This is a genomic window from Micromonospora sp. WMMD882 (assembly GCF_027497255.1).
In the GTDB taxonomy this organism is placed as follows: Bacteria; Actinomycetota; Actinomycetes; order Mycobacteriales; family Micromonosporaceae; genus Micromonospora.
Window position 1 is genome coordinate 2,632,024 of sequence record NZ_CP114903.1, and the last position, 23,016, is coordinate 2,655,039.

The following is a 23,016-nucleotide window of genomic DNA, read 5'->3' on the forward strand; positions in this document are numbered from 1 at the left end:
CGGTCGGAGCCGGTCGTCAGTCCGCCGCGCCGCGACCGGACGACAGCCGGACCGGCTCGCTCGTCTCGGAGTCCAGGCCGGAGATCCAGCCGGTGACGTCGCGGGCCACGTCCTGCGCGGTCAGGCCCAGGTCGGCGAGGATCTGCGCCCGGGTGCCGTGCGGGTGCCAGTCCGCCGGGACCCCGAGGTCACGCAACGGAACCCGGACGTCCGCGTCGCGCAGCGCCTGGGCGATCGCGCTGCCGACCCCGCCGGTGCGGACGCCGTCCTCGACGGTGACCACGAGTCGGTGCCCGGCGGCCAGCTCGACGAGCTCCGCCGGCACCGGCCGCACCCAGCGCGGGTCGACCACGGTGACGCCGTAGCCCTGCTCGGCGACCCGGCTGGCGACCTCCAGGCCGAGCTGCCCGAAGGAGCCCACCGCGACCAGCAGCACGTCGGTACGCGCCGACTCGGCCAGCACGTCCACGGCGCCCACCCGGCGGACGGCGGGCAGGTCGGCGGCGACCGTGCCGGTCGGGAAGCGGACGATGTTCGGGCCGTCGTCGACGGCGACCGCCTCGCGCAGTTCCTCACGCAGCGTGGCGGCGTCCCGGGGCGCGGCGATCCGCAGGCCCGGCACCACCCCGAAGACCGACATGTCCCACAGCCCGTAGTGGCTCGGCCCGTCCGGCCCGGTGACGCCGGCCCGGTCCAGCACGAAGGTGACCGGCAGCTTGTGCATGGCCACGTCCAGCAGGACCTGGTCGAAGGCCCGGTTCAGGAAGGTCGCGTACACCGCCACCACCGGGTGCAGCCCGCCGAGGGCCAGGCCGGCGGCCGAGGTGGCCGCGTGCTGCTCGGCGATGCCCACGTCGTACACCCGGTCGGGGTGTTTGCGGGCCAGCTTGGCGATGCCGGTGGGCTCGGCCATCGCGGCGGTGATGCCCACCACGTCGGGGCGTTCGTCGGCGATCGCGACCAACTCCTCGGCGAAGACGTGGGTCCACTTCACCGAGGGGGCGGCGACCAGCTTGCCGGTCTCGATGTCGAACGCGCCGGGGCCGTGGAAACAGTCGGCCTGGTCCTCCTCGGCCGGGCGGTAGCCGTAGCCCTTGCGGGTCACCGCGTGCACGATCACCGGGCCGCCGAAGTTCTTCGCCGCCCGCAGCGCGGACTCGACGGCGTCCCGGTCGTGCCCGTCGACCGGGCCGACGTACTTGATGCCGAGGTCCTCGAACATCGCCTGCGGGGCGACCGCGTCCTTGATGCCCTTCTTGACCGCGTGCAGCACCTCGTACATGGGCCGGCCGACCAGCGGAGTCGAGCCGAGCGCGTCCTTGACGGTGTCGAGGATCTTCTCGTAGCCGGGGTTGAGCCGCAGCGACGAGAGATGGTCGGCGAGGCCGCCGATGGTCGGCGCGTACGACCGGCCGTTGTCGTTGACCACGATGACGAGCGGGTTGCCGGCGGTGGCGATGTTGTTCAGCGCCTCCCAGCACATGCCGCCGGTGAGCGCGCCGTCGCCGACCACGGCGACCACGCTGCGCTGCTCGCCGCGCAGGGCGTACGCCTTGGCCAGGCCGTCGGCGTAGGAGAGGGCGGTGGAGGCGTGCGAGTTCTCGATCAGGTCGTGCTCGCTCTCGGCCTGGCTGGGATAGCCGGAGAGGCCGCCGCGCTGACGCAGCCGGTCGAAGCCGGCCTGCCGGCCGGTGAGGATCTTGTGTACGTACGCCTGGTGGCCGGTGTCGAACAGGAGCCGGTCGCGGGGCGAGTCGAAGACCCGGTGCATGGCGATGGTCAGCTCCACCACGCCGAGGTTGGGGCCGACGTGCCCGCCGGTGCGGGAGACCTTGGCGATCAGGAAGTCCCGGATCTCGACGGCGAGGATGTCGAGCTCCTCGGCGGTCATCCGCTTGACGTCCTGCGGACCGCGCACCGTGGCCAGTAGCCGGCCGTGGTTGGCCGTGTCCTCTTCAACGCTCATGAGCGAAGAGTCTATCGGCCGTCGGGGAGTCCGCAGCCTGGCCCGAACCCGCCCGCTACCCACCCGCCCGTCGCCCCACCTGCCCGCCGCCCACCCGCCGCGATCCCCGGGTCGGGTCGCGCCGGCCGCGTTGCGCGGGCACGTCGCCTGCGATGCCTGGCGCGGCTTGCCCCGCCGGGCGACGACGCCCCGGGCAGTCCAGGCGACGGCAGCCCCGCCCGGGCAGCCGGCGACGGGGCCCGGCCAGCCAGGCGACGGAGCCCGGCCAGCCAGGCGACGGAGCCCGGCCGGCCGGGCCACGGTACCGCCGAGCGACGCCTTTGGAGCTGCCCCGTATCCGGGGCACGGTCCCCCGGACCGCCGGACGATCGACCCGTTTCGGCGATGACGGGCGTTCCCCGTCCGGGATGGACGCCATTTCGGCGATCTGGATTTGCCCACCCCGCCCCGCCCCGGGCACTGGGCGCACGGACGGGGCAGCTCGACAGCGTCCGTGTCGGTGTCACCAGGCCAGGCGGTCCCGAAGATATGCCCCGTTCATCCCGGCGCCTCGTCCGGCCCACGCCCGGCCCCGGCGGTCACCCGCAGCCGACGCGGCACCGGAACAGCCGCCGACAACCCGGCCGAGCCAGACGGTCCAGCCAGCCCCGACGACCTGGCCGGGCCAGCCGGACGGGCCGGACCAACCGAACGAGCCGGACCAGCCGAACGGGCCGGGCCGGCCGGGGTCCACGATCCGAGCACGGCGGCCCGTCGAGCGCCGGTCACCGACGGGACCGCCCCCGGCAGCCCGTGCCAGGAGAGCCACCCGAGCAGGGCGAACGCGTACGCCTCCTTGGCCTGGGCCGGCACGCCCAGCTCGTCGCTGACCCGCAGCCGCCAGCGGCTCCCACCGAGGGCGGCCAGCCGGCCGAGCAGGGTCGGGTTGCGCACGCCGCCACCGGCCGCGACCACCTCGGTCACCCGGTGCCTGTCACACTCGGCGGCCACGATCCGCGCGGTCAGCTCGGTCAACGTGGCGAACACGTCGTCGGTGGGCACCGGCTCACCGAGGGCGACCAGCCGGTCGTCCAGGTAGCCGGGGTGGAAGAGCTCCTTGCCTGTCGACTTGGGCGGCGGCGCGGCGTAGTACGGCTCGGCCAGCAGCAGCTCCAGCAGCCCGGGGTGGGTCCGTCCGGCCGCCGCCCGCGCCCCGCCGACGTCACAGGGCGCGTCGAGGAACCGGCGGGCCGCCGCGTCCAGCAGGGCGTTGGCCGGGCCGAGGTCGTACCCGAGCAGGGGCCGCCCGGGCGCGACCACGGTGAGGTTGGCGATTCCGCCGAGGTTCAGCGCCGCCCGGGGCCCGGCCCCGGCCGGCACCGCGCCGCCCGAGACTGTCCCGTCCGGAACGGCGCCGTCGGAGGGGGCCCCGTCCGGAACGGCGCCGTCGGAGGGGGCGAGCAGGAGCGCGTCGAAGGCCGGCACCAGTGGGGCGCCCTGTCCCCCGGCGGCGATGTCCGCGCCGCGCAGGTCGCTGAGCACCGGTACGCCGACCCGGGCGGCCACCCGGGCGGGGGCGCCCAGTTGCAGGGTGCCCCGGGCCCGACCGTCGGTGACCCAGTGGAAGACCGTCTGCCCGGGTGAGACGACCAGGTCGGCGTGACCGCCGGCCAGCTCGACGCCGACCGCCGCCGCTTCGGCGAACACCTCCCCCAACCGGTTGTCCAGCCGGCAGACCGCCTCCACGGTGGTGGCCGCCGGCGGCAGCAGCGCGGCGATGTCGGCCCGCAGGTCGTCCGGGTACGGCAGCTCACGGTGACCGAGCGGGCGCAGCCGCAGCGTCTCCCCCGTCAGGTCGAACCCGGCGGCGGCCACGTCCACCCCGTCGTACGACGTGCCGGACATCAGGCCCACTATCCGCAGCACGTTCAGCGCTCCCCGTCCGGCGGCGTCAGCAGCCCGACCAGCTCCACGTGCCGGGTCATCGGGAACAGGTCGAAGCCGCGCAGCGCGGCCAGCCGCCAGCCAGCCCCGGTGAAGGCGCGCACGTCCCGGGCGAACGCGGCCGGGTCACAGGCCACGTAGCAGATCGCGCGCGGCCGGGCGGCGACCAGGTCCCGTACCACCCGGACCCCCGCGCCGGAGCGGGGCGGGTCGAGCACCACCACGTCGACCGGGCCGGTGATCCGGCGACGGGCCAGCGCGGTCTCCACCCGGGCCGGCACCACCTCCACCCGGGGCAGGTCGGCCAGGTTCGCCCGGGCCGCGCGGACCCCCTCCTCGGCCGCCTCGACCAGGGTGACCCGGCCGGTGGGTCCGACCCGGTCGGCGAGCGCGGCGGCGAACAGCCCGGCCCCGCCGTACAGGTCCCAGGCGGACTCCCCGGGCCGGGGGTCCAGCAGGTCGAGCACGGCCGTGACCAGGGTGTCCGCGGCGGCCGGGTGCACCTGCCAGAAAGCGCCGGCGGGCAGCTCCCACCGCCGGCCGGCGGCCGTCTCGCGGACGGCGCGCGGGCCGCTGACCGGGGTGGCGGCCCCGTCGGCGTACGCGGTGACGGTGACGTCCCCGCCGGTGGAGGCGACCGTCTCGACCGTGTCGGCCGCCGGCCACCGGACGCCGTCGGTCGACAGCACCGGCAGCTCCCGGATCGCCGGGTGGGCGATCAGGCAGCGGGCCACCGGGACGACCTCGTGCGAGCGGTGCTTGAGCAGTCCGGCCCGGCCGGCGGCGTCCACCGCGTACCGCACCCGGGAACGCCAGCCCAACGGGCCGCCGGGCAGCGCCGCCACCCGGACGTCGAGCGCCGCCAGCTCCGCGTCGGTCAGGCCACCGAGCCGGGTGAGCTGCTCGCGGACCACCGACGTCTTCCAGTCGAGTTGCGCCTCCGGCGCGACGTGCTGGAGGTCGCAGCCGCCGCAGCCGCCCGGTTTCGCGTACGGGCAGGGCGGCTCCACCCGCTGCGGCGCGGCCTCGACGACGGTCACCGCGTCGGCGCGGACGAACCCGCGGCGCGCCTCGGTGACCTCGGCCACCACCCGCTCACCGGGCAGCGCGTGCCGGACGAACACCACCTGCCCGTCCACGCGGGCCACGCAGTGCCCGCCGGGAGCCACCGCCCCGACGGTCAGCTCGACCCGTTCCAGCTCGCCAAGTCCCACCCGTGCTCCCTCCGTTGCGGTCGTGCCGGCGCCGACGTCGACGTCACTCACCGCGCGCCTCCCGGCCGGACGTGCCGCCCTCACCGGGGGTCGCCACCGTCGCGGACGGCACGGTGGGCGGCAGGGCGCTGCGCGGGGCCACCCGGGGGCCGCGCACCGGGCCCCGGCTGAGCGTCTCGTCGTACCGGTCGAGGTCCTTGCCCCGGGACGAGGCGAGCTGCCAGGGCACGCTGGTCACCATCACCCCGGGCTCGAACAGCAGCCGGGTCTTCAGCCGCAGCGCGCTCTGGTTGTGCAGCAGGTTCTCCCACCAGCGGCCGACCACGTACTCCGGGACGAAGACGGTGACCACGTCGCGGGGCGAGGCCCGGCGGATGGACGCGACGAAGTTCAGGATCGGCCGGGTGATCTCCCGGTACGGCGAGTCGATCACGGTGAGCGGCACCGGTACGGCCCGCCGTTCCCACTCGGCCTGGAGCTGGCGGGTGTCCTTGTCGTCCACGTTCACCGTCACCGCGGTCAGCGAGTCCGGCCGGGTCGCCTGGGCGTACGCGACCGCCCGCAGGGTCGGCTGGTGCAGCTTGCTGACCAGCACGACGGCATGGTTGCGGGCGGGCAGCACCGGCCGGCCGTCGTCCGGGGCCAGCTCCACGGCGACCCGGTCGTAGTGCCGCCGGATCGCCACCATCAGCCCGTAGATCACCGCCATCGCGACGATGGCGATCCACGCGCCCAGCAGGAACTTGGTGATCAGCACGATGACCAGCACGGTGCCGGTCAACGCCATGCCGAAGCCGTTGATCCCCCGGGAGCGGACCATCCGTCGGCGCGCCCGGGCGTCCCGCTCGGTGCGCAGCAACCGGTTCCAGTGCCGGATCATGCCGCCCTGGGAGAGGGTGAACGAGACGAACACCCCGACGATGTAGAGCTGGATGAGCTTGGTCACCTCGGCCTGGAAGCCGACGATCAGCACGATCGCGAAGGCGGCCAGGAAGAGGATGCCGTTGGAGAACGCCAGCCGGTCGCCCCTGGTGTGCAGTTGCCGGGGCAGGTAACGGTCCTGCGCCAGGATCGAGCCGAGCACCGGGAAGCCGTTGAAGGCGGTGTTCGCGGCCAGGAAGAGGATCAGCGCGGTCGCCCCGACCACCACGAACAGCAGCACCGAGCCGGAGCCGAAGATGGTCTCGCCGAGCTGGGCGGTGACGGTCTTCTGGACGTACCCCTCGGGGCCGGAGACGATCTGCAACGCCGGGTCCTCGACGAACTGGAGGCCGGTCAACCGGGCCAGCCAGATGATGCCGACGAGCATGGTGACCGCGACCGTGCCGAGCAGCAGCAGGGTGGTCGCGGCGTTGCGGCTCTTCGGCTGCCGGAACGCGGGCACCCCGTTGGAGATCGCCTCCACCCCGGTGAGCGCCGCGCAGCCGGAGGAGAAGCTGCGCAGCAGCAGGAACGCCATGGCCCAGCCGGTGGTGTCGCTCCACTCGGCGGCGATCGCCAGGTCGGCGCTGGGCGCGCGCAGGTCGTGACCGAGCACGAAGACCCGGACCAGGCCGGTGAGGATCATCCCGACGATCACGATGATGAAGCCGTACGTGGGGATGGCGAAGGCGGTGCCCGACTCGCGCAGCCCGCGCAGGTTGATCGCGGTGAGCACGACCACCGCGGAGACCGCGACCAGCACCTTGTGCTCGGCCACGAACGGGATGACCGAGCCCAGGTTGGCCACCCCGGAGGAGACCGACACCGCGACGGTCAGCACGTAGTCCACCAGCAGCGCGCTGGCCACCCCGATGCCGAACCGGGGACCGAGGTTGACCGTCGCCACCTCGTAGTCGCCGCCGCCGGAGGGGTAGGCGTGGACGTTCTGCCGGTAGCTGGCCACCACGGTGAGCATCACCACGACCACGGCGAGCGCGATCCACGGCGAGAAGAGGTACGCCGACGCGCCGGCGATGGAGAGGGTCAGCAGGATCTCGTCGGGCGCGTACGCGACGCTGGAGAGCGCGTCGGAGGCGAACACCGGCAGCGCGATGCGCTTCGGTAGGAGGGTGTGCTTGAGCCGGTCCGACCGGAACGGTCGACCGAGCAGCAGCCGCTTCAGCAGCGAGGTGGGACTGGCCACGAGCGCTAAGCGTACGACCAGCGCCGGTGGACCACCGGGGTGGCCGGCCACCGCCGACGAAACGTCCGGAGTACCGTCGTTGCGCGTCTGCGCCGGGTGGACGTGGCAGGCTCACAGCCGACCGCCCGGCAGGGCGGGTGGCGCGCACCGTCGGGAGGGACGCCGTGCATGTGGTGATCATGGGGTGTGGCCGGGTCGGCTCGACCCTGGCGCAGAACCTGGAGGCCCGGGGGCACTCGGTGGCGGTGATCGACCACGACGCCGACGCCTTCCGCCGGCTCAGTCCGGACTTCGCCGGGCTCACCGTCACCGGCGCCGGCTTCGACGGCGACGTGCTGCGGGAGGCCGGCATCGAGCGGGCGGACGCCTTCGCGGCGGTCTCCAGCGGCGACAACTCCAACATCATCTCGGCCCGGCTGGCCCGGGAGACGTTCGGCGTGTCCCGGGTGGCCGCCCGGATCTACGACCAGCGCCGGGCCCAGGTCTACGAGCGCCTCGGCATCCCCACCGTGGCCACCGTGCGGTGGACCGCCGACCGGATGCTGCGCCACCTGGTCCCGGAGGGCAACGTGGAGATCTTCCGCGACCCGACCAGCACCGTGTCGATCATCGAGGTGCCGACCCACAAGGACTGGATCGGCCAGTCGCTGCGGACGCTGGAGGAGGCCACCGGCGCGCGGACGGCGTACCTGATCCGGTTCGGCATCGGCACGCTCCCCACGGCCTCCACCGTGGTGCAGGAGGGCGACCAGCTCTTCATGCTGGTCACCGACGACATGGCGGCGACGGTCACCACGGTGGCCTCGCACGGGCCGGAAGGAGGGCACTGAGCATGCGGATCGCCATCGCCGGGGCCGGCAACGTGGGTCGCTCGATCGCCCAGGAGCTGATCGACAACGGCCATCAGGTGATGCTCATCGAGCGTCAACCGAGGATGCTGCGCCCCGACCGGGTGCCGGGCGCGGACTGGGTGCTGGCCGACGCCTGCGAGCTGAGCAGCCTGGAGGAGGCGGACCTGGCCGGCTGCGACGTGGTCGTGGCGGCCACCGGCGACGACAAGGTCAACCTGGTGGTCTCGCTGCTCGCCAAGACCGAGTTCGCGGTGCCCCGGGTGGTCGCCCGGATCAACCGGGCCGAGAACGAGTGGCTGTTCACCGAGCAGTGGGGGGTCGACGTCGCCGTCAGCAAGCCGCGGGTGATGGCCGCCCTGGTCGAGGAGGCGGTCACCGTCGGCGACCTGGTCCGGCTGATGACGTTCCGGCAGGGCGAGGCGAACCTGGTGGAGATCACCCTGCCGCCGACCGCCCCGTACGTCGGTCAGCCGTTGCGGGACGTTCCGCTGCCCCGCGACAGCGCGCTGGTGGCGATCGTCCGGGGCAAGCGGGTCCTGGTGCCCAGCGCGGACGACCCGATCGAGGTCGGCGACGAGCTGATCTTCGTCTGCACCAGCGAGGTCGAGGACGCCGTCCGGGCGGTGGTGCTCGGCCAGGACAGCGTGGAACGCACCCGGGGCGGCCACTGACCGGCCGGCCCGGGCGGCGGGCTCAACCGCCGGGGGCGGGCTCGACGGCGGGCGCCGGGTCGGCGGCGGGCTGCTCCCGGGTCACCCGGCGGACCACCCACACGGTGATCAACAACAGCAGCGCGTACGGCGGGTAGCCGAGCACCAGCCGGGCGATGCCCAACGCGGTGTCCATGTCGGCCAGGTAGAGGGCGGCCTGCACGCCCACCTTCGCCAGCCAGACCACGCCCCACAGCACGGTCAGCCAACTGAAGGTGCGCACCAGCCGGGGATCCTGCCGCCACTGCGACTTCCCCCCGTTGGCCAGCACCGACCAGATCCAGCCGACCAGCGGCTGCCGGATCACCGCCGAGCCGAGCAGCACCAGCCCGTACGCGATGCCGTAGAGGATGCCGGGCAGGTAGAACGTCTTCTCGTCGCCGGTGCGCCAGGCGATCGCCGCGCCGATGGCGATGCCGAACAGACCGTTGAGCGCGTGCCGCACCGGGCGGCGCTGGGTCAGCCGCAGCACCGCGATGAGCACCGCGACCCCGATCGAGGCGACGATCGCCGGCCGCAGGTCGGTGACGATGTTGGCGACCACGAAGACGACCACCGGCACGCTGGACTCGACCAGCCCACGCCAGCCGCCGAGCTGGTCGGCCATCTGCTCGGCGAGACTCGGCAGCCGCTCGTCGTCGGCCGGGTCGGTCTGCGGCGGGGCGGACCGGTCCTGTCCAGTGGTCATCGGCACGTCTTCCGCTCGGGGGCCCGTCACCGTGGCGGTTCGAGCTCGTAGTACGGGTTGTAGATGACTTTACGGTCGTCACGCACCGCCACCCGGCCCCGCGCGGTGAGATGCCGGCCGGGCTCGATGCCGGCGATGTGCCGGCGACCGAGCCAGACCAACGTCACCACGTCGCTGCCGTCGTAGAGGTCGGCCTCCAGGGTAGGCAGGTTCGTCCGGGGCGTGTAGACCACCGTACGCAACCGACCGGACACCGAGACGAGCTGACCCCGCTGGCACTGCCGGGCCGGCGTACCGCCGCACTGGGCGCTCTCCCGGCGCAGCTCCTGAGCCTCGATCTCGGCCTCGCTGGCGGTGAGCCGGTGCAGGAGACGTCGCCACGACACCCGGCGTTCGTCGGTCACCATGACCTCCGTGCCACCCTCTCCACGCCTGGCCGGCAACGGGTGCCGGGCTCGGGGAGCCCCGGCGCCGCCGGAGCCCGTACCGTCAGCGTACGCCGACCCGGACGGGCGCTCCGGCGGGCCGGTCACCGCCGGCGCGGGCGGCGCCGGCGGCCAGCCGGGTCAGGAACGGCCCGGGGCCGGCCGGCGCGTCAGGCCCGGCGCGGGCCGTCGTCGGCCGCCGCGGCCCCCGACTGCTGGTCGGTCATCTCCCGGGGCAGCCGCAACGGCAGCGGCTCACGCACCGGCTTGGCCTCCTGACCACGGTCGACCACCAGCCCGCCGAGGCACTCGTCGAGCGGCCCGGCCGCCGCCGGATCGACCGCGGCAGCGCCCTGGAAGACGCCCCGGACCATCCAGCGCGGGCCGTCGACGCCCAGGAAGCGCAGGTCGGTGACGCCGTCCTGGGTCCGGACCCGGGCCCGCAGCTCGGTGCCGTACTCGCCGGGGGTCTCCTGGGCCGTCGCGCCGTCGGCGACCAGTGACTGCCGGATCTCGTCGCGCACCTCGTCCCAGATGCCCTCGCTGCGGGGCGCGGCGAACACGCCGAGCTGGAGGGCGTTGCCCCCGTGCACCAGCACGACCTGCTGCACCACCCCCTGCGGGTCGGCCTGCACCCGCACCTCCACGTCCGGGACCGCCGGAATGTGCAGGCTGCCCAGGTCGAGCCGCTGGACGCCGGCCGGCGCCTCGCTGACGTCGTACGGGCCACGGGCCGGGGTCGACCCGGTGGCGTCCTGCCCGGCACTGGGCTCGGTCGCCTGCTCGTCGCGGCCCCGCCGCCCGGCATCGGCCCGTCTACGGGAGAAGATCACTGCGCCCACCCTCCGCTGTTCGCGCTCACCCTGCCACCTCTTCCGTCTGGCCGCCGCCCGCCGGGGACAGCGCCAGGCCGACGTGTCCACCGGTCGAGCCGTGCCCGCCGGCGCCGCGCCGTGACTCGGGCAACCCGGCCACCGGCTGGAAATCGGCCCGCGCCACCCGCTGCAAGACGAGCTGCGCGATCCGGTCGCCACGGGAGATCCGTGCCGGCGCCACCCGATCATGATTGATCAGGTTGACCATGATCTCACCCCGGTAGCCGGCGTCGACCGTACCGGGCGCGTTGAGCACCGTCACGCCGAGTCGGGCGGCGAGACCGGACCGGGGGTGCACCAGGCCCACGTAGCCCTCGGGCAGCGCCACGGCGATACCGGTGGGCACCAGGGCCCGCCCACCCGGCGGCAACTCGACGTCCACCGCCGCCAGCAGGTCGGCGCCGGCATCACCCGGATGGGCGTACGTCGGCAGCGGCAGTCCCGGGTCGAGCTGCCGGACGGGCACGGGCACAGGGTCGGTCACGGTCTCCCTCTTCCTCACGGTCGCGTCGTTCCGCCTGACCCTGCCATCCTGCCGGGTGCCGGGCACGCGCCGCGCCGTACCCTCGGAGTGTGCGCCTGCGACGTTCCTCCGCACCGACGGCGACCAGCGGTCACGCCGAGCGGCTCACCCTGCCGTGGTGGCTCTGGCTGGGCGGGCTCGCGGTCGGCGCGCTGCTCGCCGCCGAGGTCTGGATGGGCGCCGACGGCCTCCGGGCCTGGCTGCCGTTCGTGGTCCTGCTGCCGGCGACCGCCGCCGGCCTGTGGTGGCTGGGCCGGATCCGGATCGCGGTCGTCGACGGGGAGCTGCGGGTCGACGACGCCCGGCTGCCGACGCGGTTCGTCGCGGACGTGGTGCCGTTGGACGCCGACGGTCGGCGTGAGGTGCTGGGTGTCGGGGCCGACCCGCTGGCGTTCGTGGTGCAGCGCCCCTGGATCGGCGGCGCGGTGCAGGTGCTGCTGGACGATCCGGCCGATCCGACGCCCTTCTGGGTGGTCAGCACCCGCCACCCGGTGCGCCTCGCGGCGGCCGTCCTGGCCGCCCGGGACGCCACCACGGCCGCCCCGGAGCCCGCCGGAGCTCAGCGCAGGGAGGCCGGCGGCCCGGCCTGACCGACGGCCCGGTGCTTGCGCAGGTCGGCGCGGAGCTGGTCGCCCAGGGTCCGGGTGGCCCGGCGGTTGAGGTAGCTGGCCACCGCCGCGCCGGTGAGGAACGGACCGAGGGTGGTCAGGTTGCGGCCGAACCGTTTGAGCAGGGTGTCCCGCAGCTCCTTGCGGGCGGCCGTGCCGAGCACCGCCGCGACGCCGACGCCCGGGGCCATCGGGTTGATCCCCCGTTGGCTGGCCCAGGACTGCACCAGCGCCACCGTCCGCTGGGTGCCGCCGGCGGGCAGCGGCACGCCGTAGACCTCGTGCAGCTCGCCGATCAGTTTCAGCTCGACCGCCACCACCGCGACCGTCTCGGCGGCCAGCAGCACCGGGGCGGACAGCAGCGTCGGCGCCACGGCCCACTCCACGGCGGCGACCCCGCCACCGGCCGCCCCCACGCCGGCCGTCGCCCGGGACGCGTTGCGGACGAGCCGTTCGGCGAGCGCGTCGCCGTCCAGCCCGTCGAAGTGCTGCCGCAGGGTGGCGAGATCCCGGATCGGCACGTGCGGCGCGATCTCGGCGACCGTCTCGGTCATCCACCGCAGCGCCGCCCTCGGTTTGAACAGGTCGGCCAGCCCCCGGGCCCGCGCCTGCCCCACCATCCGGGTCAGCAACTGCCGGCGCTGCCCCGCCGGCAGGTCGTCGGCGGTGAGCGCGGCGACGGTCGCGCCCAGCTCGGCGCCGGCGGACGGGTCACCCGGTCGACCGTCCCCGGCCGACCGGGCCGACTCCGCGTCGGGGCCCGGCTCCGGGCTCGGGTCCGGGTTCGTCTCGCGCCCGCTCATGTTGTGGCCTCCCGCGTCGTTCCGCCGGGGCGGTAACTACCCGCACCGACACCGAGTCAAGCAGCCGGCCACCACCGGGCGGCGTGGCCGCCCACCGCGGCGGGCCGTCGGCCCGCCACGGTCAGACGCACTCGCGGCAGATCAGATCCCCGTTGCGTTCGGTGGCGAGTTGACTGCGGTGGTGCACCAGGAAGCAGCGCGCACAGCGGAACTCGTCCTGCTGCATCGGCAGCACCTTGACTGTCAGTTCCTCGTCGGCCAGGTCGGCGCCGGGCAGCTCGAAGCTCTCGGCCACCTCGGCCTCGTCGACGTCCACGGCGCCCGACTGTGAGTCGACCCGCCGGGCCTTGAGCTCTTCCAGGCTGTCCTCGCCGAGGTCGACCTCGTCGCGACGCGGGGCGTCGTAGTCGGTGGCCATCGGTTTCACTCTCCCATATCGATATGGTCGCTGCCGGTTGTAACGCCGGACGACACTGTTTCGGTTCCGCCGGCCGGCCACCATGGTGTCGGTCACCCGACCCGACGGCCAGTCGGATCGGGGCTTGCCAGAGGAACTCCCCCAGCGAGCGCGGAACCTTACCCCCCTCTGGGCGAGGCATGTATACCGCTCCCGTGGCTTGGATGTACGCCCCCGTCGGCAAAGTTGTTCCCAATGTGACTCAGGCGACACGAAGATAGGGGTACTACTACCGGTTGGCCGGTCGGCGCGCCGGCATGTCCGGCTGTTTCCACGCGTCCGCCGGACAACCGATAACCTCAGCGGCGTACCCGACGCCCGTCCGCGCGGCCCGGCCGCGCCGTGGGCAGTCGTCACCCACCACCTCTCCCGGGAGCGCCCAGAATGAGCTTTGCGCGAGTGCGAGCACTCGTTGTCGTCGGCCTGCTGGCGGTCTGCGCGTTGGTGTTCGTGGTCGTGGCGCTGGTGAAGGACAGCCAGAGCGGCGCCGGTGGCGCGCAGGGTTGCCCGGAGGGGTGGCCGCTGGCCGACGTGACGCTCCGCGAAGCCAAGGACGTCAAGATCAACGTCTACAACGCCACCGACAAGCCGGGCCTCGCCAACGCCATCGCGGACGACTTCGGCAACCGCAGGTTCCAGGTCAAGAAGAAGGGCAACGACCCGCAGAAGCGGTCCGTCGAGGAGGTGGCCGTGCTGCGGTACGGGCCGAAGGGGGTCGGCTCCGCCCACCTGCTCCGGGCGTACTTCCTCAACCAGGCCATCTACGAGTACGACGCCAAGCGCGCCGACGACGTGGTCGACGTGGTGCTCGGCAGCTCCTTCCAGCAGCTCGCCACCCTCACCGAGGTCAACCAGTCCCTCGGTGACCTCGGCGCGCCGCAGGCCCCGGAGAACACCTGCCCGGCGCCCGTCGACAAGTGACCGTCCGCCGCCGACGGCCGGTCGACCGTCGGCGGCGGCCCCACCCCCGGCCGGGTCGTCACGGGCCGCCGGCGGCGTCCAGGTCGGCGAGCCGGTCGTGCAGGGCGTCGAACAGCGCCGGCGGCGCGGCCAGCACCAGATCCGGGCCGGCGGGACGGCCCTCCAGCCCGGTGACCCGCAGGCCCGCCTCGGTCGCCACCAGCCCACCGGCCGCCAGGTCCCAGGCGTTCAGTCCCTTCTCGTAGTACGCGTCCACCCGCCCCTCGGCGGCCAGGCACAGGTCGACCGAGGCGGCGCCGAGCCGCCGGATGTCCCGGACCTCGGTGATCAGGCCGGCCAGCACCCGCGCCTGGTGCGCCCGCCGGCCGGCGTCGTAGCCGAACCCGGTGGCCACCAGCGCCTGCCCGAGATCCGTCTCGGTGGAGCAGCCCAGCCGCCGGCCGTCCCGGAACGCGCCACCGCCCCGGGTGGCGGTCCACTCGTCCCCGGTGGCGATGCCACGCACCACCCCGGCCACCACCTCACCGGCCACCTCGGCGGCCAGCGACACCGCGTGGTACGGCAGGCGGTAGAGGTAGTTCACGGTGCCGTCGATCGGGTCGACGATCCACCGGACGTCACTGCCGGCGGTGGCCGCCGGGTCCGTCCCGTACTCCTCGCCCAGCACCGCGTCGTGCGGGCGGAGCCGGCGCAGGTGCGCGACCACCTGCCGCTCCACCGCCCGGTCCGCGGCGGTCACCACGTCGGTCGCCGTGCTCTTGGTGGCGGCCACGGCGACCCCCTCCTCCCGCATCCGGTGGGCGGTCGCCGCCGCCTCGCGGGCCACCTCCACGGCGATCTCCAGCAGTTCCCCCGGCGTGGCCGAGTTCATCGTGTCCCCTTCCCGCACGTCCGGGACGTCCTGACGTGGCCCGGGAGTATCATCCCTACAAAGTCCACAAGTGCGCCAATTTCACGGCTCCCGGCGCTCGTCCGCCGTACGGCGCAGGATGATCGCCGCAGACGGCGTTACAATTCACCCCTGCCCACGCGCCACGGACCGCCCGACCGGCCGGCCCGGGACACGGGGGTTCCTCAACCACATCGTCCGACCCGGGTGTCCCATGCCGTGTCGGGCGAACCCGGCCGTGCTCGCTCATCGCCTCCGGAAGGTCATTCGTGACAGAACCCCGCCACACCGGCGCCGACGTACGCTCGCTCACCGACACGCTGATCGCCCACGCGCAGAGCGCCGGTGGCCAGTTGACGTCGGCTCAGCTCGCGCGCACGGTCGAGTCCGCTGAGGTGACTCCGGCCCAGGCCAAGAAGATCCTGCGCGCGCTCTCCGACGCGGGCGTGACCGTGGTGGTCGACGGATCGGCGAGCACCCGCCGCCGGGTCGCCGCCGCCCGGTCGGCCACACCGGCGTCCCGGGCCACCACCGCCAAGACCACCAAGAAGGCCGCCGCGCCGGCCCCGAAGCAGGCCCCCGCGGCCGACGAGACGCCACCGGCCCCCCGCAAGGCCGCCCCCCGCAAGGCGACCGCCGGCACGACCGGGGAGGTAGCCGCCAAGGCGGCGCCGAAGGCCGCGAAGGCCACCCGGGCCACCAAGGCCGCGGCCGCCGGCGCCGCCGTGGCGCCCGCGAAGGCCGCCGGCAAGGCCAAGACCGGCGAGGGGCCCGAGGGCGACATCGATCCCGAGGAGCTCGCCGCCGAGATCGAGGACGTGGTGGTCGAGGAGCCGGTCGAGCTGGCCCAGGCCGCCGAGGCCGACGCGGCCAGCTCCGCCACCGACAACGACTTCGAGTGGGACGACGAGGAGTCCGAGGCGCTCAAGCAGGCCCGGCGGGACGCCGAGCTGACCGCGTCCGCCGACTCGGTCCGGGCGTACCTCAAGCAGATCGGCAAGGTCCCGCTGCTCAACGCCGAGCAGGAGGTGGAGCTGGCCAAGCGGATCGAGGCCGGGCTCTACGCCGCGGAGCGGCTGCGGGCGGCCGAGGAGGGCGAGGAGAAGTTCGCCCGGGACATGCAGCGCGACCTGATGTGGATCTCCCGGGACGGGGAGCGGGCCAAGAACCACCTCCTGGAGGCGAACCTGCGGCTGGTGGTCTCGCTGGCCAAGCGGTACACCGGGCGGGGCATGGCCTTCCTCGACCTCATCCAGGAGGGCAACCTCGGCCTCATCCGCGCCGTCGAGAAGTTCGACTACACCAAGGGCTACAAGTTCTCCACCTACGCCACCTGGTGGATCCGCCAGGCCATCACCCGCGCCATGGCCGACCAGGCCCGCACCATCCGCATCCCGGTGCACATGGTCGAGGTGATCAACAAGCTCGGCCGGATACAGCGTGAGCTGCTCCAGGACCTGGGCCGCGAGCCCACCCCCGAGGAGCTGGCGAAGGAGATGGACATCACACCCGAGAAGGTGCTGGAGATCCAGCAGTACGCTCGGGAGCCCATCTCGCTCGACCAGACCATCGGTGACGAGGGGGACAGCCAACTCGGCGACTTCATCGAGGACTCCGAGGCCGTGGTGGCGGTCGACGCGGTGTCGTTCTCACTGTTGCAGGACCAGCTCCAGCAGGTGTTGCAGACGCTCTCCGAGCGGGAGGCGGGGGTGGTCCGGCTGCGCTTCGGCCTGACCGACGGCCAGCCGCGCACCCTCGACGAGATCGGCCAGGTGTACGGGGTGACCCGGGAGCGCATCCGGCAGATCGAGTCGAAGACGATGTCGAAGCTCCGGCACCCCTCGCGGTCACAGGTCCTTCGTGACTACCTGGACTGAGAGATTCCGTCAACCCTTGGTGTCGGTTTGATCACCAGGCGTACAACACGCCGTAGTGACCGGCCGACTACCCGATTGTGATCGTTGACGTGGCACCCTTGGTGCACGGCACACTGTCCCCCATGTGTGACCCCGGTCCCCCGCGGGCACACTGGGAAGGCAGGGCCCGGCAAGGGTGTTGCACGATAGGTGAGCAATGACCGACGAGAGTGTTCATCGGTGACGACCAGAGGAGGAAGGCGATGACCCCGACCCTCACGCCGCCGCCCGAGACGGTGGCTCCCCCAGCCGCCGATGAACGGTGCGACCGCTGCAATGCTGCCGGCAAGCTCCGGATCACTCTGGCGGGTGGGAGCGAGTTGGTGTTCTGTGGGCACCACGCGAACAAGTACGCGGAGGATCTCGTGAAGATCACCGTGCGGTACGCGACGGACCCGGAGTTCAGCTGGCGTGGCGCCGATCTGATGGCGAACTAACCCGAACCCGACATACCCCGAAAAGCCGGCGATCCCTCCAGGGTCCGCCGGCTTTTCCCTGCCCCGCCCGGGGGCGGGGCAGGGAAACAGCGTCCTGAGGGGCCAGCGGCTCTTCACCGACGACCAGGCGCGGACCGGCTCAGAGGGTCTGGACGGTAGCGATGCGCTCCTCGAGCTGCTCGATGGTGGCCTGGGCGCTGGGTGGGCCGCCACAGAGCCGACGCAGCTCGGCGTGGATCTTGCCGTGCGGCTGGCCGGTACGGTGGTGACGGGCGGCCACCAGGGCGTTGAGCTGCCGACGTAGCGCCACCCGACGCTGGGCGGCGCTCATCGGCGCCGACGGCGCGGCCGGGGCCGCAGCGGCCGGCTCAGCGGCCCGCTCGACGGCCCGTCGCCGCTGCGCGGCGAGCTGGTCGGCCTGCCGTCTGGTCAGCAGCAACGCCACCTGGTCCGCGGTGAGCAGGCCCGGCAGGCCGAGGTACTCCTCCTCCTCAGGGGTGCCGGCCTGCGCGGCGGTGCCGAACGACGCGCCGTCGAAGATGACCTGGTCCAACTCGGCGGTCGCGGACAACGCCGCGAACCGTTTCTCCAGCTCGCCGCTGGCCTGGTCGTCGCGTTGGGCACGCTCCAGCAGGTCGTCGTCGAAGCCATCCCGGTCCTTCGGCTTGCCCAGCACGTGGTCCCGGTCGGCCTCCATCTCGCTGGCCAGCCCGAGCAGGTGCGGCACGCTGGGCAGGAAGACCGAGGCGGTCTCGCCCGGTCGGCGGGCCCGGACGAACCGCCCGATCGCCTGGGCGAAGTACAGCGGGGTGCTGGCGCTGGTCGCGTAGACGCCCACCGCCAGCCGCGGGATGTCCACCCCCTCGGACACCATCCGCACCGCGACCAGCCAACGCTGCTCGGAGGCGGCGAACGAGGCGATCCGCGCGGACGCGCCCTGGTCGTCGGAGAGGACCACCGCGGCCCGTTCCCCGGTGACCTGTTCGAGCAGCTTCGCGTACGACCGGGCGGTCTGCTGGTCGGTCGCGATGACCAGCCCGCCGGCGTCGGCCATCCCGGCGTTGCGCAGTACCGTCAGGCGGGCGTCCGCCGCCCGGAGCACCTGCGGCATCCAGTCGCCGGCCGGGTCCAGGGCGGTCCGCCAGGCCTGGGCGATCAGGTCCTGCGTCATCGGCTCGCCCAGCCGCGCGGAGAGCTCCTCGCCGGCGTTGGTGCGCCACCGGGTCTCCCCCGAGTACGCCAGGAACAGCACCGGCCGGACCACGCCGTCCCGTAGGGCGTCGGCGTAGCCGTAGACCGAGTCGGCACGCGAACGGAGCAGACCGTCCCCGCCCCGCTCGTAGTCGACGAACGGGATGGGGTTGTCGTCCGAGCGGAACGGCGTACCGGTGAGCATCAACCGGCGTACCGCGGGCTCGAAGGCCGCTTTCACCCCGTCCCCCCAGGTCCGGGAGTCGCCGGCGTGGTGGATCTCGTCCAGGATGACCAGGGTGCGCCGGGTCATGGTGCGTCTGCGGTGCACCTGCGGCGCCATGCCCACCTGCGCGTACGTGACCACCGCGCCGTGGAAGTCGGCGGCGGAGTGCACGTCGGAGTTCCGGAAGGCGGCGTCGAGCTGGATGCCGACCCGGGCCGCCGCCAGGGACCACTGGGTCTTCAGGTGCTCGGTGGGGGCGACCACGGTGACCGCGTCGACGGTGCCGTCGACGAGCAGCTCGGCGGCGATCCGCAGGGCGAAGGTCGTCTTGCCCGCTCCCGGGGTGGCGACCGCGGTGAAGTCGGGCCCCCGGCGGCGCAGGTACTCCACCAGGGCTTTGCGTTGCCAGGCACGCAGGGCCGGAAACGTCTCGATCGCCGGCAACCGGGCAGCCACGCAACCGCTCCTCTCCGACCACCGTCAGGCGGACCCCGGCCGAGGGCCACGGGTGCCGCCGCCCATGAAAACGCCTCCGCGCACGGATGCCGCGAAGGCGGGATCAGCATAACCAGCGGGCTCCGGTCCGCCCAGGCGACACCACCGCCGGCACCGGTCACCCGCTCGACCGACCGGCTCAGGCGGGCCGGGAGCGGCCCGCGCCGGGCCGGGTCAGGCCGGGCCGGGTCAGGCCGGGCCGGGTCAGGCCGGGCCGGGTCAGGCCGGGCCGGACAGGTCGAGGGCAGGCAGGGGGACGGACAGGCCGGGTGGGCGGCCGGTGGGGCCGCCCACGGTCAGTCGGCCCAGGAGTCGTAGATCTCCTTGCACTTCGGGCAGACCGGCGAGCCGGGCTTGGCCGCCTTGGTCACCGGAAACGTCTCGCCGCACAGGGCGACCACGAAAGTGCCCATGACGGCGCTCTCGGCGATCTTCTCCTTACGGACGTAGTGGAACATCTCCGGACCGGTGTCGGCGTCCTTCTGCTCCGGACGCTCCAGAACCTCTGTGCTCACGTCGCACCTCCGACCTCAAAGTCTGGCAGGTCACTCCGGCCCGGTCCACCGCGGCCACCCTCAGCCCACGCCGTACCGTGGCGAGGTGACCGACTTCCACATCCGCCACGGGCGCGAGGTCGCCGAGGCGTTGCGCGCCCGGCGTCCGGTCGTCGCCCTGGAGAGCACCATCGTCTCGCACGGCCTCCCCCGGCCGGACAACCTCCTGGTCGCCCGCCGGATCGAGCAGACGGTACGCGAGGCGGGCGCCGTGCCGGCCACCATCGGCATGGTGGGCGGACAGCTGGTGGTCGGCCTGGACGACGCCGAGCTGACCCGGCTGGCCACCGCCGACGGCGTGGCGAAGCTGTCCGTACGCGATCTGGCGGTGGCCGCGGCGACCGGCGCGGACGGCGCGACGACGGTCGCCGCCACCAGCGCGGTGGCCGCCGCGGCCGGAATCGGGGTGTTCGCCACCGGCGGGCTCGGCGGGGTGCACCGTGAGGCCGCGCAGACCTTCGACGAGTCGGCCGACCTGGTCACCCTGTCCCGGACGCCGATCGCGGTGGTCTGCGCCGGCGTCAAGTCGATCCTCGACGTGGGGGCGACCCTGGAACGGCTGGAGACGCTCGGCGTCGGCGTGGTCGGCTACCGCACCCGCCGGTTCCCCGGGTTCTTCGTCACCGACGGCGGGTTCGACCTGGACTGGTCGGTCGACTCGCCGGAGCAGGTGGCGGCCACGATGGCCGCGCGGGCCGGTCAGCGGGCGCACGGCGGCGGACTGATCGTGGCCAACCCGCTGCCGGTCGACGAGCAGCTCGACCCGGAGCTGCACGACCGGACGCTGGCCGAAGGGCTGGCCCGGCTGGCCCGGGACGGGGTGACCGGCAAGGCGGTGACGCCGTACCTGCTGGCCCACTTCCACTCCGCCACCGGGGGCGCGAGCCTGGCGGTGAACGTGCGGATCATCCTCCGCAACGCCGACCTGGCCGCCCGGATCGCCGTCGCCGCGTCCGCCACGGCGGGATGAACGGCGACGACGCGCACGCCGGAGGCCGACCCGACCCGACCGACGGCTCCCCGCCGGTCCCGCCGACCGCGCCCGTCCCGCCGGCGGCACGTCTCCGGCCGGCCGGGCCGGGTCGGGTGATCGTGGTGGGCGACCTGGTCACCGACGTGGTCGCGGTGCTGGCCGGACCGCTGGCCACCGGCTCGGACACCCCGGCCACGATCCGGTTCACCGGGGGTGGGCAGGCCGCCAACACCGCCGTCTGGCTGGCCGGGCTGGGGGTGCCGGTCACCCTGGTCGCGGCGGTCGGCGACGACGAGCCGGGCCGGGCCCGGGTCGCCGAGCTGACCCGCACGGGGGTCGATTGCGCGGTCACCGCGTACGCCGACCGGCCCACCGGCAGCGTGGTGGTGCTGGCCTCGGCCGGGGAACGCACGATGCTCACCGAGCGGGGCGCGAACCAGCGGCTGACCGGCGCCCAGGTGACCGCCGCCCTGGCCGACCGGCCGGACGCCGGGCACCTGCACCTGTCCGCGTACCCGCTGTTGGATCCGGCCTCGCGGGCGGCGGGCCGACGGGCGTTGGCCGTCGCCCGCGAGCGTGGTCTCACCAGCAGCGTCGACGCGGCCTCCGCCGCGCCGCTGCGGCAGGTCGGCGCGGCGGCCTTCCTGGACTGGGTACGCGACGTCGACCTGCTGCTGGTCAACGCGGACGAGGCGGCGGTGCTCGCGCCGGACGCGGACCCGGTGACGCAGGCCCGGACGTTGACGGCCATCGCACGCAACGTGGTGGTGAAGCGTGGGCCGGCGGGAGCGGTCTGGGTCGGGCCGGACGGAACGGTGACCTCGACGCCGGGCCGCCGGACGCCGACGGTCGACGCCACCGGGGCCGGGGACGCCTTCGCGGCCGGGCTGATCGCCGGCTGGTCGGCAGGCGTGACCCGGGCGGAGGCGCTGGCCGACGCCGCCGAGCTGGGGGCCAGGGCGGTCTCGACGATCGGCGCCCGCCCGGCCCGGTGAGCCCGGATCAGGGTTCGGCGTCGATGACCCGGTGGGGGCGGTCCTCGGCGTCGGCGGCCAGGCTGCGGGGCGGGGTCGCCTCCCGCCGGGCCGTCCGGTTACGCAGCCGGTGCTGTTCCTTCGGCGGCCGGTCGTTGGCGAGCAGCACCGCCAGCCAGGGGATGAGCACCATCCCGATGCCGCACAGCGGCAGCCAGAGCCAGAGCAGCGGCGCCTGCACGCTGGCCAGGACGGCCCCCACGATCAGGCAGGCCGCGCGGATCGACATCATCAGGACATAACGCCGCTGGCGACTGGTGAGCTGGTCGTCCTGGCTGCGGGAGGCGTCGGTGATCAGGATCGGCTGGTACGCCTGACGCTTCACACGGACCTCCTCGACGGGGTTGCCCCCATCCTGTCACCACCGCGCCGGTCGCCGCGAGAATCGACGCAGCGACGCCACGGCCCCGACCGGGGGCGTGATCCCGGCGGGCGTCCGTCCGGACGCGCGGGGCCCTGCCCGTCCCGGGCCGTCCGGGACCGCGCTCCCCGCCAGGGCCGCGATCCCCGCCCCGCTCCGGCGGACCGTCGGGCGGGCCGCTCAGCGGGGCGCGGACCGGCCCGGACCCGGCTCGCGGGTCGCCTTCGCCGCCGCCTTCTGCTGCTGCTTGTGCTCACGGACCCGCCGCAGCGACTCCCCGTCGGTGACGTCGGCGACCGACCGGTACGCCCCGGCCTCGCCATACCCGCCGGCCGCCTCCCGCCAACCCGGCGGCTGGATTTCGAGGCGCTTGCCGAGCAGGGCCAGGAAGATCTGCGCCTTCTGCCGCCCGAAGCCGGGCAGCTCGCCGATGCGGCGCAGCAGCTCCGCGCCGTCGACCGGGTCGGCCCAGAGACGGGCCGCGTCCCCGTCGTACCGCTCGACGAGCAGCCGGCACACCTCCTGCGCCCGGGCCGCCATCGCCTTCGGGAACCGGTGCAGGGCCGGTGGCCGGGCGAAGAGCTCGGTCAGCGCCTCCGGGGTGAGCCCGGCCAGCTCCCGCGCGTCGGGCACGTGCCCGAGCCGCTGGCTGAGCACGTACGGCGAGGTGAACGCCTTCTCCAACGGGACCTGCTGGTCCAGGACCATGCCGAGCAGCAGGGCCAGCGGATCCCGGTTGAGCAGGGCGTTGGCCTCGGGGTCGATGGGAAGCGAAAGCGCCATGGCGACATGCTGCCACCGCCCGGCCGGCCCGTCGGCGGTAACCCGCCGAGGCGCCTTCCCGGCCCACG

The 23,016-nt window shown here is 74.0% G+C and carries 23 protein-coding genes; 8 read left to right on the forward strand and 15 right to left on the reverse strand.

The features are described from left to right. Positions 1-16: 16 nt before the first annotated feature. The 4 genes from dxs to O7606_RS10630 all read right to left on the reverse strand — a co-directional run bounded on the left by dxs (position 17) and on the right by O7606_RS10630 (position 7,228). On the reverse strand, positions 17-1,966 hold the full coding sequence (gene dxs / locus O7606_RS10615) for a 1-deoxy-D-xylulose-5-phosphate synthase (protein WP_281598888.1): 1,950 nt from the start codon (positions 1,964-1,966) through the stop codon (positions 17-19). 537 nt (positions 1,967-2,503) lie between these two features. Then, on the reverse strand, positions 2,504-3,871 hold the full coding sequence (locus O7606_RS10620; RefSeq protein ID WP_281598889.1) for an anhydro-N-acetylmuramic acid kinase: 1,368 nt from the start codon (positions 3,869-3,871) through the stop codon (positions 2,504-2,506). A 2-nt stretch (positions 3,872-3,873) separates the two neighbouring features. Further along, a complete protein-coding gene (locus tag O7606_RS10625; RefSeq protein ID WP_281598890.1) occupies positions 3,874-5,103 on the reverse strand; it encodes a TRAM domain-containing protein in 1,230 nt (409 codons plus the stop codon). 43 nt (positions 5,104-5,146) lie between these two features. Then, the gene (locus O7606_RS10630) at positions 5,147-7,228 is read right to left on the reverse strand and encodes an APC family permease (protein WP_281598891.1); all 2,082 of its coding nucleotides are present in this window, start codon (positions 7,226-7,228) and stop codon (positions 5,147-5,149) included. A 164-nt stretch (positions 7,229-7,392) separates the two neighbouring features. Here O7606_RS10630 and O7606_RS10635 point away from each other — a divergent pair, with 164 nt between their 5' ends. Further along, entirely contained in the window at positions 7,393-8,058 is a 666-nt protein-coding gene (locus tag O7606_RS10635; RefSeq protein ID WP_281598892.1) for a TrkA family potassium uptake protein, read from the forward strand. Positions 8,059-8,060: 2 nt separating this feature from the next. Next, positions 8,061-8,750 (forward strand): TrkA family potassium uptake protein, encoded by a 690-nt coding sequence (locus O7606_RS10640; protein ID WP_281598893.1) that lies wholly within the window; start codon positions 8,061-8,063, stop codon positions 8,748-8,750. Between the two features lie 22 nt (positions 8,751-8,772). Here O7606_RS10640 and O7606_RS10645 read toward each other — a convergent pair whose 3' ends face one another. From O7606_RS10645 to dut, 4 genes are all read right to left on the reverse strand, one after another. Beyond that, entirely contained in the window at positions 8,773-9,477 is a 705-nt protein-coding gene (locus O7606_RS10645; protein ID WP_281598894.1) for a DUF3159 domain-containing protein, read from the reverse strand. Positions 9,478-9,503: 26 nt separating this feature from the next. Further along, entirely contained in the window at positions 9,504-9,884 is a 381-nt protein-coding gene (locus tag O7606_RS10650) for an OB-fold nucleic acid binding domain-containing protein (protein ID WP_281598895.1), read from the reverse strand. 188 nt (positions 9,885-10,072) lie between these two features. After that, positions 10,073-10,735, reverse strand: coding sequence for a DUF3710 domain-containing protein (locus O7606_RS10655; RefSeq protein ID WP_281598896.1), 663 nt, complete (start codon positions 10,733-10,735; stop codon positions 10,073-10,075). A 25-nt stretch (positions 10,736-10,760) separates the two neighbouring features. Continuing rightward, positions 10,761-11,261: a dUTP diphosphatase gene (gene dut, locus O7606_RS10660; RefSeq protein ID WP_281598897.1), complete on the reverse strand. Its 501-nt coding sequence runs from the start codon at positions 11,259-11,261 to the stop codon at positions 10,761-10,763. 95 nt (positions 11,262-11,356) lie between these two features. Here dut and O7606_RS10665 point away from each other — a divergent pair, with 95 nt between their 5' ends. Next, the gene (locus O7606_RS10665) at positions 11,357-11,890 is read left to right on the forward strand and encodes a DUF3093 domain-containing protein (RefSeq protein WP_281599603.1); all 534 of its coding nucleotides are present in this window, start codon (positions 11,357-11,359) and stop codon (positions 11,888-11,890) included. On the opposite strand, the gene O7606_RS10670 is transcribed toward O7606_RS10665, so the two are convergent. Further along, a complete protein-coding gene (locus O7606_RS10670) occupies positions 11,860-12,711 on the reverse strand; it encodes a hypothetical protein (RefSeq protein WP_281598898.1) in 852 nt (283 codons plus the stop codon). The two genes, O7606_RS10665 and O7606_RS10670, sit on opposite strands and share 31 nt — an antisense overlap. A 121-nt stretch (positions 12,712-12,832) precedes the next feature. Then, complete coding sequence (locus O7606_RS10675) at positions 12,833-13,129, reverse strand: DUF4193 domain-containing protein (protein WP_281598899.1); 297 nt, start codon at positions 13,127-13,129, stop codon at positions 12,833-12,835. A gap of 438 nt (positions 13,130-13,567) precedes the next feature. On the opposite strand from O7606_RS10675, the gene O7606_RS10680 reads away from it, so the two are divergent. Beyond that, complete coding sequence (locus O7606_RS10680; protein ID WP_281598900.1) at positions 13,568-14,089, forward strand: LytR C-terminal domain-containing protein; 522 nt, start codon at positions 13,568-13,570, stop codon at positions 14,087-14,089. A 58-nt stretch (positions 14,090-14,147) separates the two neighbouring features. On the opposite strand, the gene O7606_RS10685 is transcribed toward O7606_RS10680, so the two are convergent. Continuing rightward, on the reverse strand, positions 14,148-14,960 hold the full coding sequence (locus tag O7606_RS10685) for an inositol monophosphatase family protein (RefSeq protein ID WP_281598901.1): 813 nt from the start codon (positions 14,958-14,960) through the stop codon (positions 14,148-14,150). A 287-nt stretch (positions 14,961-15,247) separates the two neighbouring features. On the opposite strand from O7606_RS10685, the gene O7606_RS10690 reads away from it, so the two are divergent. Both O7606_RS10690 and O7606_RS10695 read left to right on the forward strand, forming a co-directional pair. Beyond that, complete coding sequence (locus O7606_RS10690; protein WP_281598902.1) at positions 15,248-16,855, forward strand: RNA polymerase sigma factor; 1,608 nt, start codon at positions 15,248-15,250, stop codon at positions 16,853-16,855. 242 nt (positions 16,856-17,097) lie between these two features. After that, on the forward strand, positions 17,098-17,331 hold the full coding sequence (locus O7606_RS10695; protein WP_036374862.1) for a hypothetical protein: 234 nt from the start codon (positions 17,098-17,100) through the stop codon (positions 17,329-17,331). Positions 17,332-17,470: 139 nt separating this feature from the next. Here O7606_RS10695 and O7606_RS10700 read toward each other — a convergent pair whose 3' ends face one another. Further along, positions 17,471-19,204: a DEAD/DEAH box helicase gene (locus tag O7606_RS10700; RefSeq protein WP_281598903.1), complete on the reverse strand. Its 1,734-nt coding sequence runs from the start codon at positions 19,202-19,204 to the stop codon at positions 17,471-17,473. A gap of 335 nt (positions 19,205-19,539) precedes the next feature. Beyond that, a complete protein-coding gene (locus O7606_RS10705; RefSeq protein WP_281598904.1) occupies positions 19,540-19,758 on the reverse strand; it encodes a DUF3039 domain-containing protein in 219 nt (72 codons plus the stop codon). An 85-nt stretch (positions 19,759-19,843) separates the two neighbouring features. Here O7606_RS10705 and O7606_RS10710 point away from each other — a divergent pair, with 85 nt between their 5' ends. After that, on the forward strand, positions 19,844-20,767 hold the full coding sequence (locus O7606_RS10710; protein ID WP_281598905.1) for a pseudouridine-5'-phosphate glycosidase: 924 nt from the start codon (positions 19,844-19,846) through the stop codon (positions 20,765-20,767). After that, positions 20,764-21,765 carry a PfkB family carbohydrate kinase gene (locus O7606_RS10715; RefSeq protein WP_281598906.1) on the forward strand — a complete coding sequence of 334 codons (1,002 nt, stop codon included), beginning with the start codon at positions 20,764-20,766 and terminating at the stop codon, positions 21,763-21,765. The genes O7606_RS10710 and O7606_RS10715 overlap by 4 nt, the downstream gene beginning before the upstream one ends. Before the next feature lie 7 nt (positions 21,766-21,772). On the opposite strand, the gene O7606_RS10720 is transcribed toward O7606_RS10715, so the two are convergent. After that, complete coding sequence (locus O7606_RS10720; protein ID WP_281598907.1) at positions 21,773-22,129, reverse strand: DUF3099 domain-containing protein; 357 nt, start codon at positions 22,127-22,129, stop codon at positions 21,773-21,775. 216 nt (positions 22,130-22,345) lie between these two features. Beyond that, a complete protein-coding gene (locus O7606_RS10725) occupies positions 22,346-22,948 on the reverse strand; it encodes an HhH-GPD-type base excision DNA repair protein (RefSeq protein ID WP_281598908.1) in 603 nt (200 codons plus the stop codon). Between the last annotated feature and the right edge of the window lie 68 nt (positions 22,949-23,016).

Bases quoted from the DNA above. Each gene is read 5' to 3' on its own strand.
- O7606_RS10650 (WP_281598895.1), bottom strand. From the start codon at position 9,884: ATGGTGACCGACGAACGCCGGGTGTCGTGGCGACGTCTCCTGCACCGG.
- O7606_RS10725 (WP_281598908.1), bottom strand. From the start codon at position 22,948: ATGGCGCTTTCGCTTCCCATCGACCCCGAGGCCAACGCCCTGCTCAAC.
- dxs (WP_281598888.1), bottom strand. From the start codon at position 1,966: ATGAGCGTTGAAGAGGACACGGCCAACCACGGCCGGCTACTGGCCACG.
- O7606_RS10675 (WP_281598899.1), bottom strand. From the start codon at position 13,129: ATGGCCACCGACTACGACGCCCCGCGTCGCGACGAGGTCGACCTCGGC.
- O7606_RS10695 (WP_036374862.1), top strand. From the start codon at position 17,098: ATGACCCCGACCCTCACGCCGCCGCCCGAGACGGTGGCTCCCCCAGCC.
- O7606_RS10715 (WP_281598906.1), top strand. From the start codon at position 20,764: ATGAACGGCGACGACGCGCACGCCGGAGGCCGACCCGACCCGACCGAC.
- O7606_RS10685 (WP_281598901.1), bottom strand. From the start codon at position 14,960: ATGAACTCGGCCACGCCGGGGGAACTGCTGGAGATCGCCGTGGAGGTG.
- O7606_RS10670 (WP_281598898.1), bottom strand. From the start codon at position 12,711: ATGAGCGGGCGCGAGACGAACCCGGACCCGAGCCCGGAGCCGGGCCCC.
- O7606_RS10645 (WP_281598894.1), bottom strand. From the start codon at position 9,477: ATGACCACTGGACAGGACCGGTCCGCCCCGCCGCAGACCGACCCGGCC.
- O7606_RS10640 (WP_281598893.1), top strand. From the start codon at position 8,061: ATGCGGATCGCCATCGCCGGGGCCGGCAACGTGGGTCGCTCGATCGCC.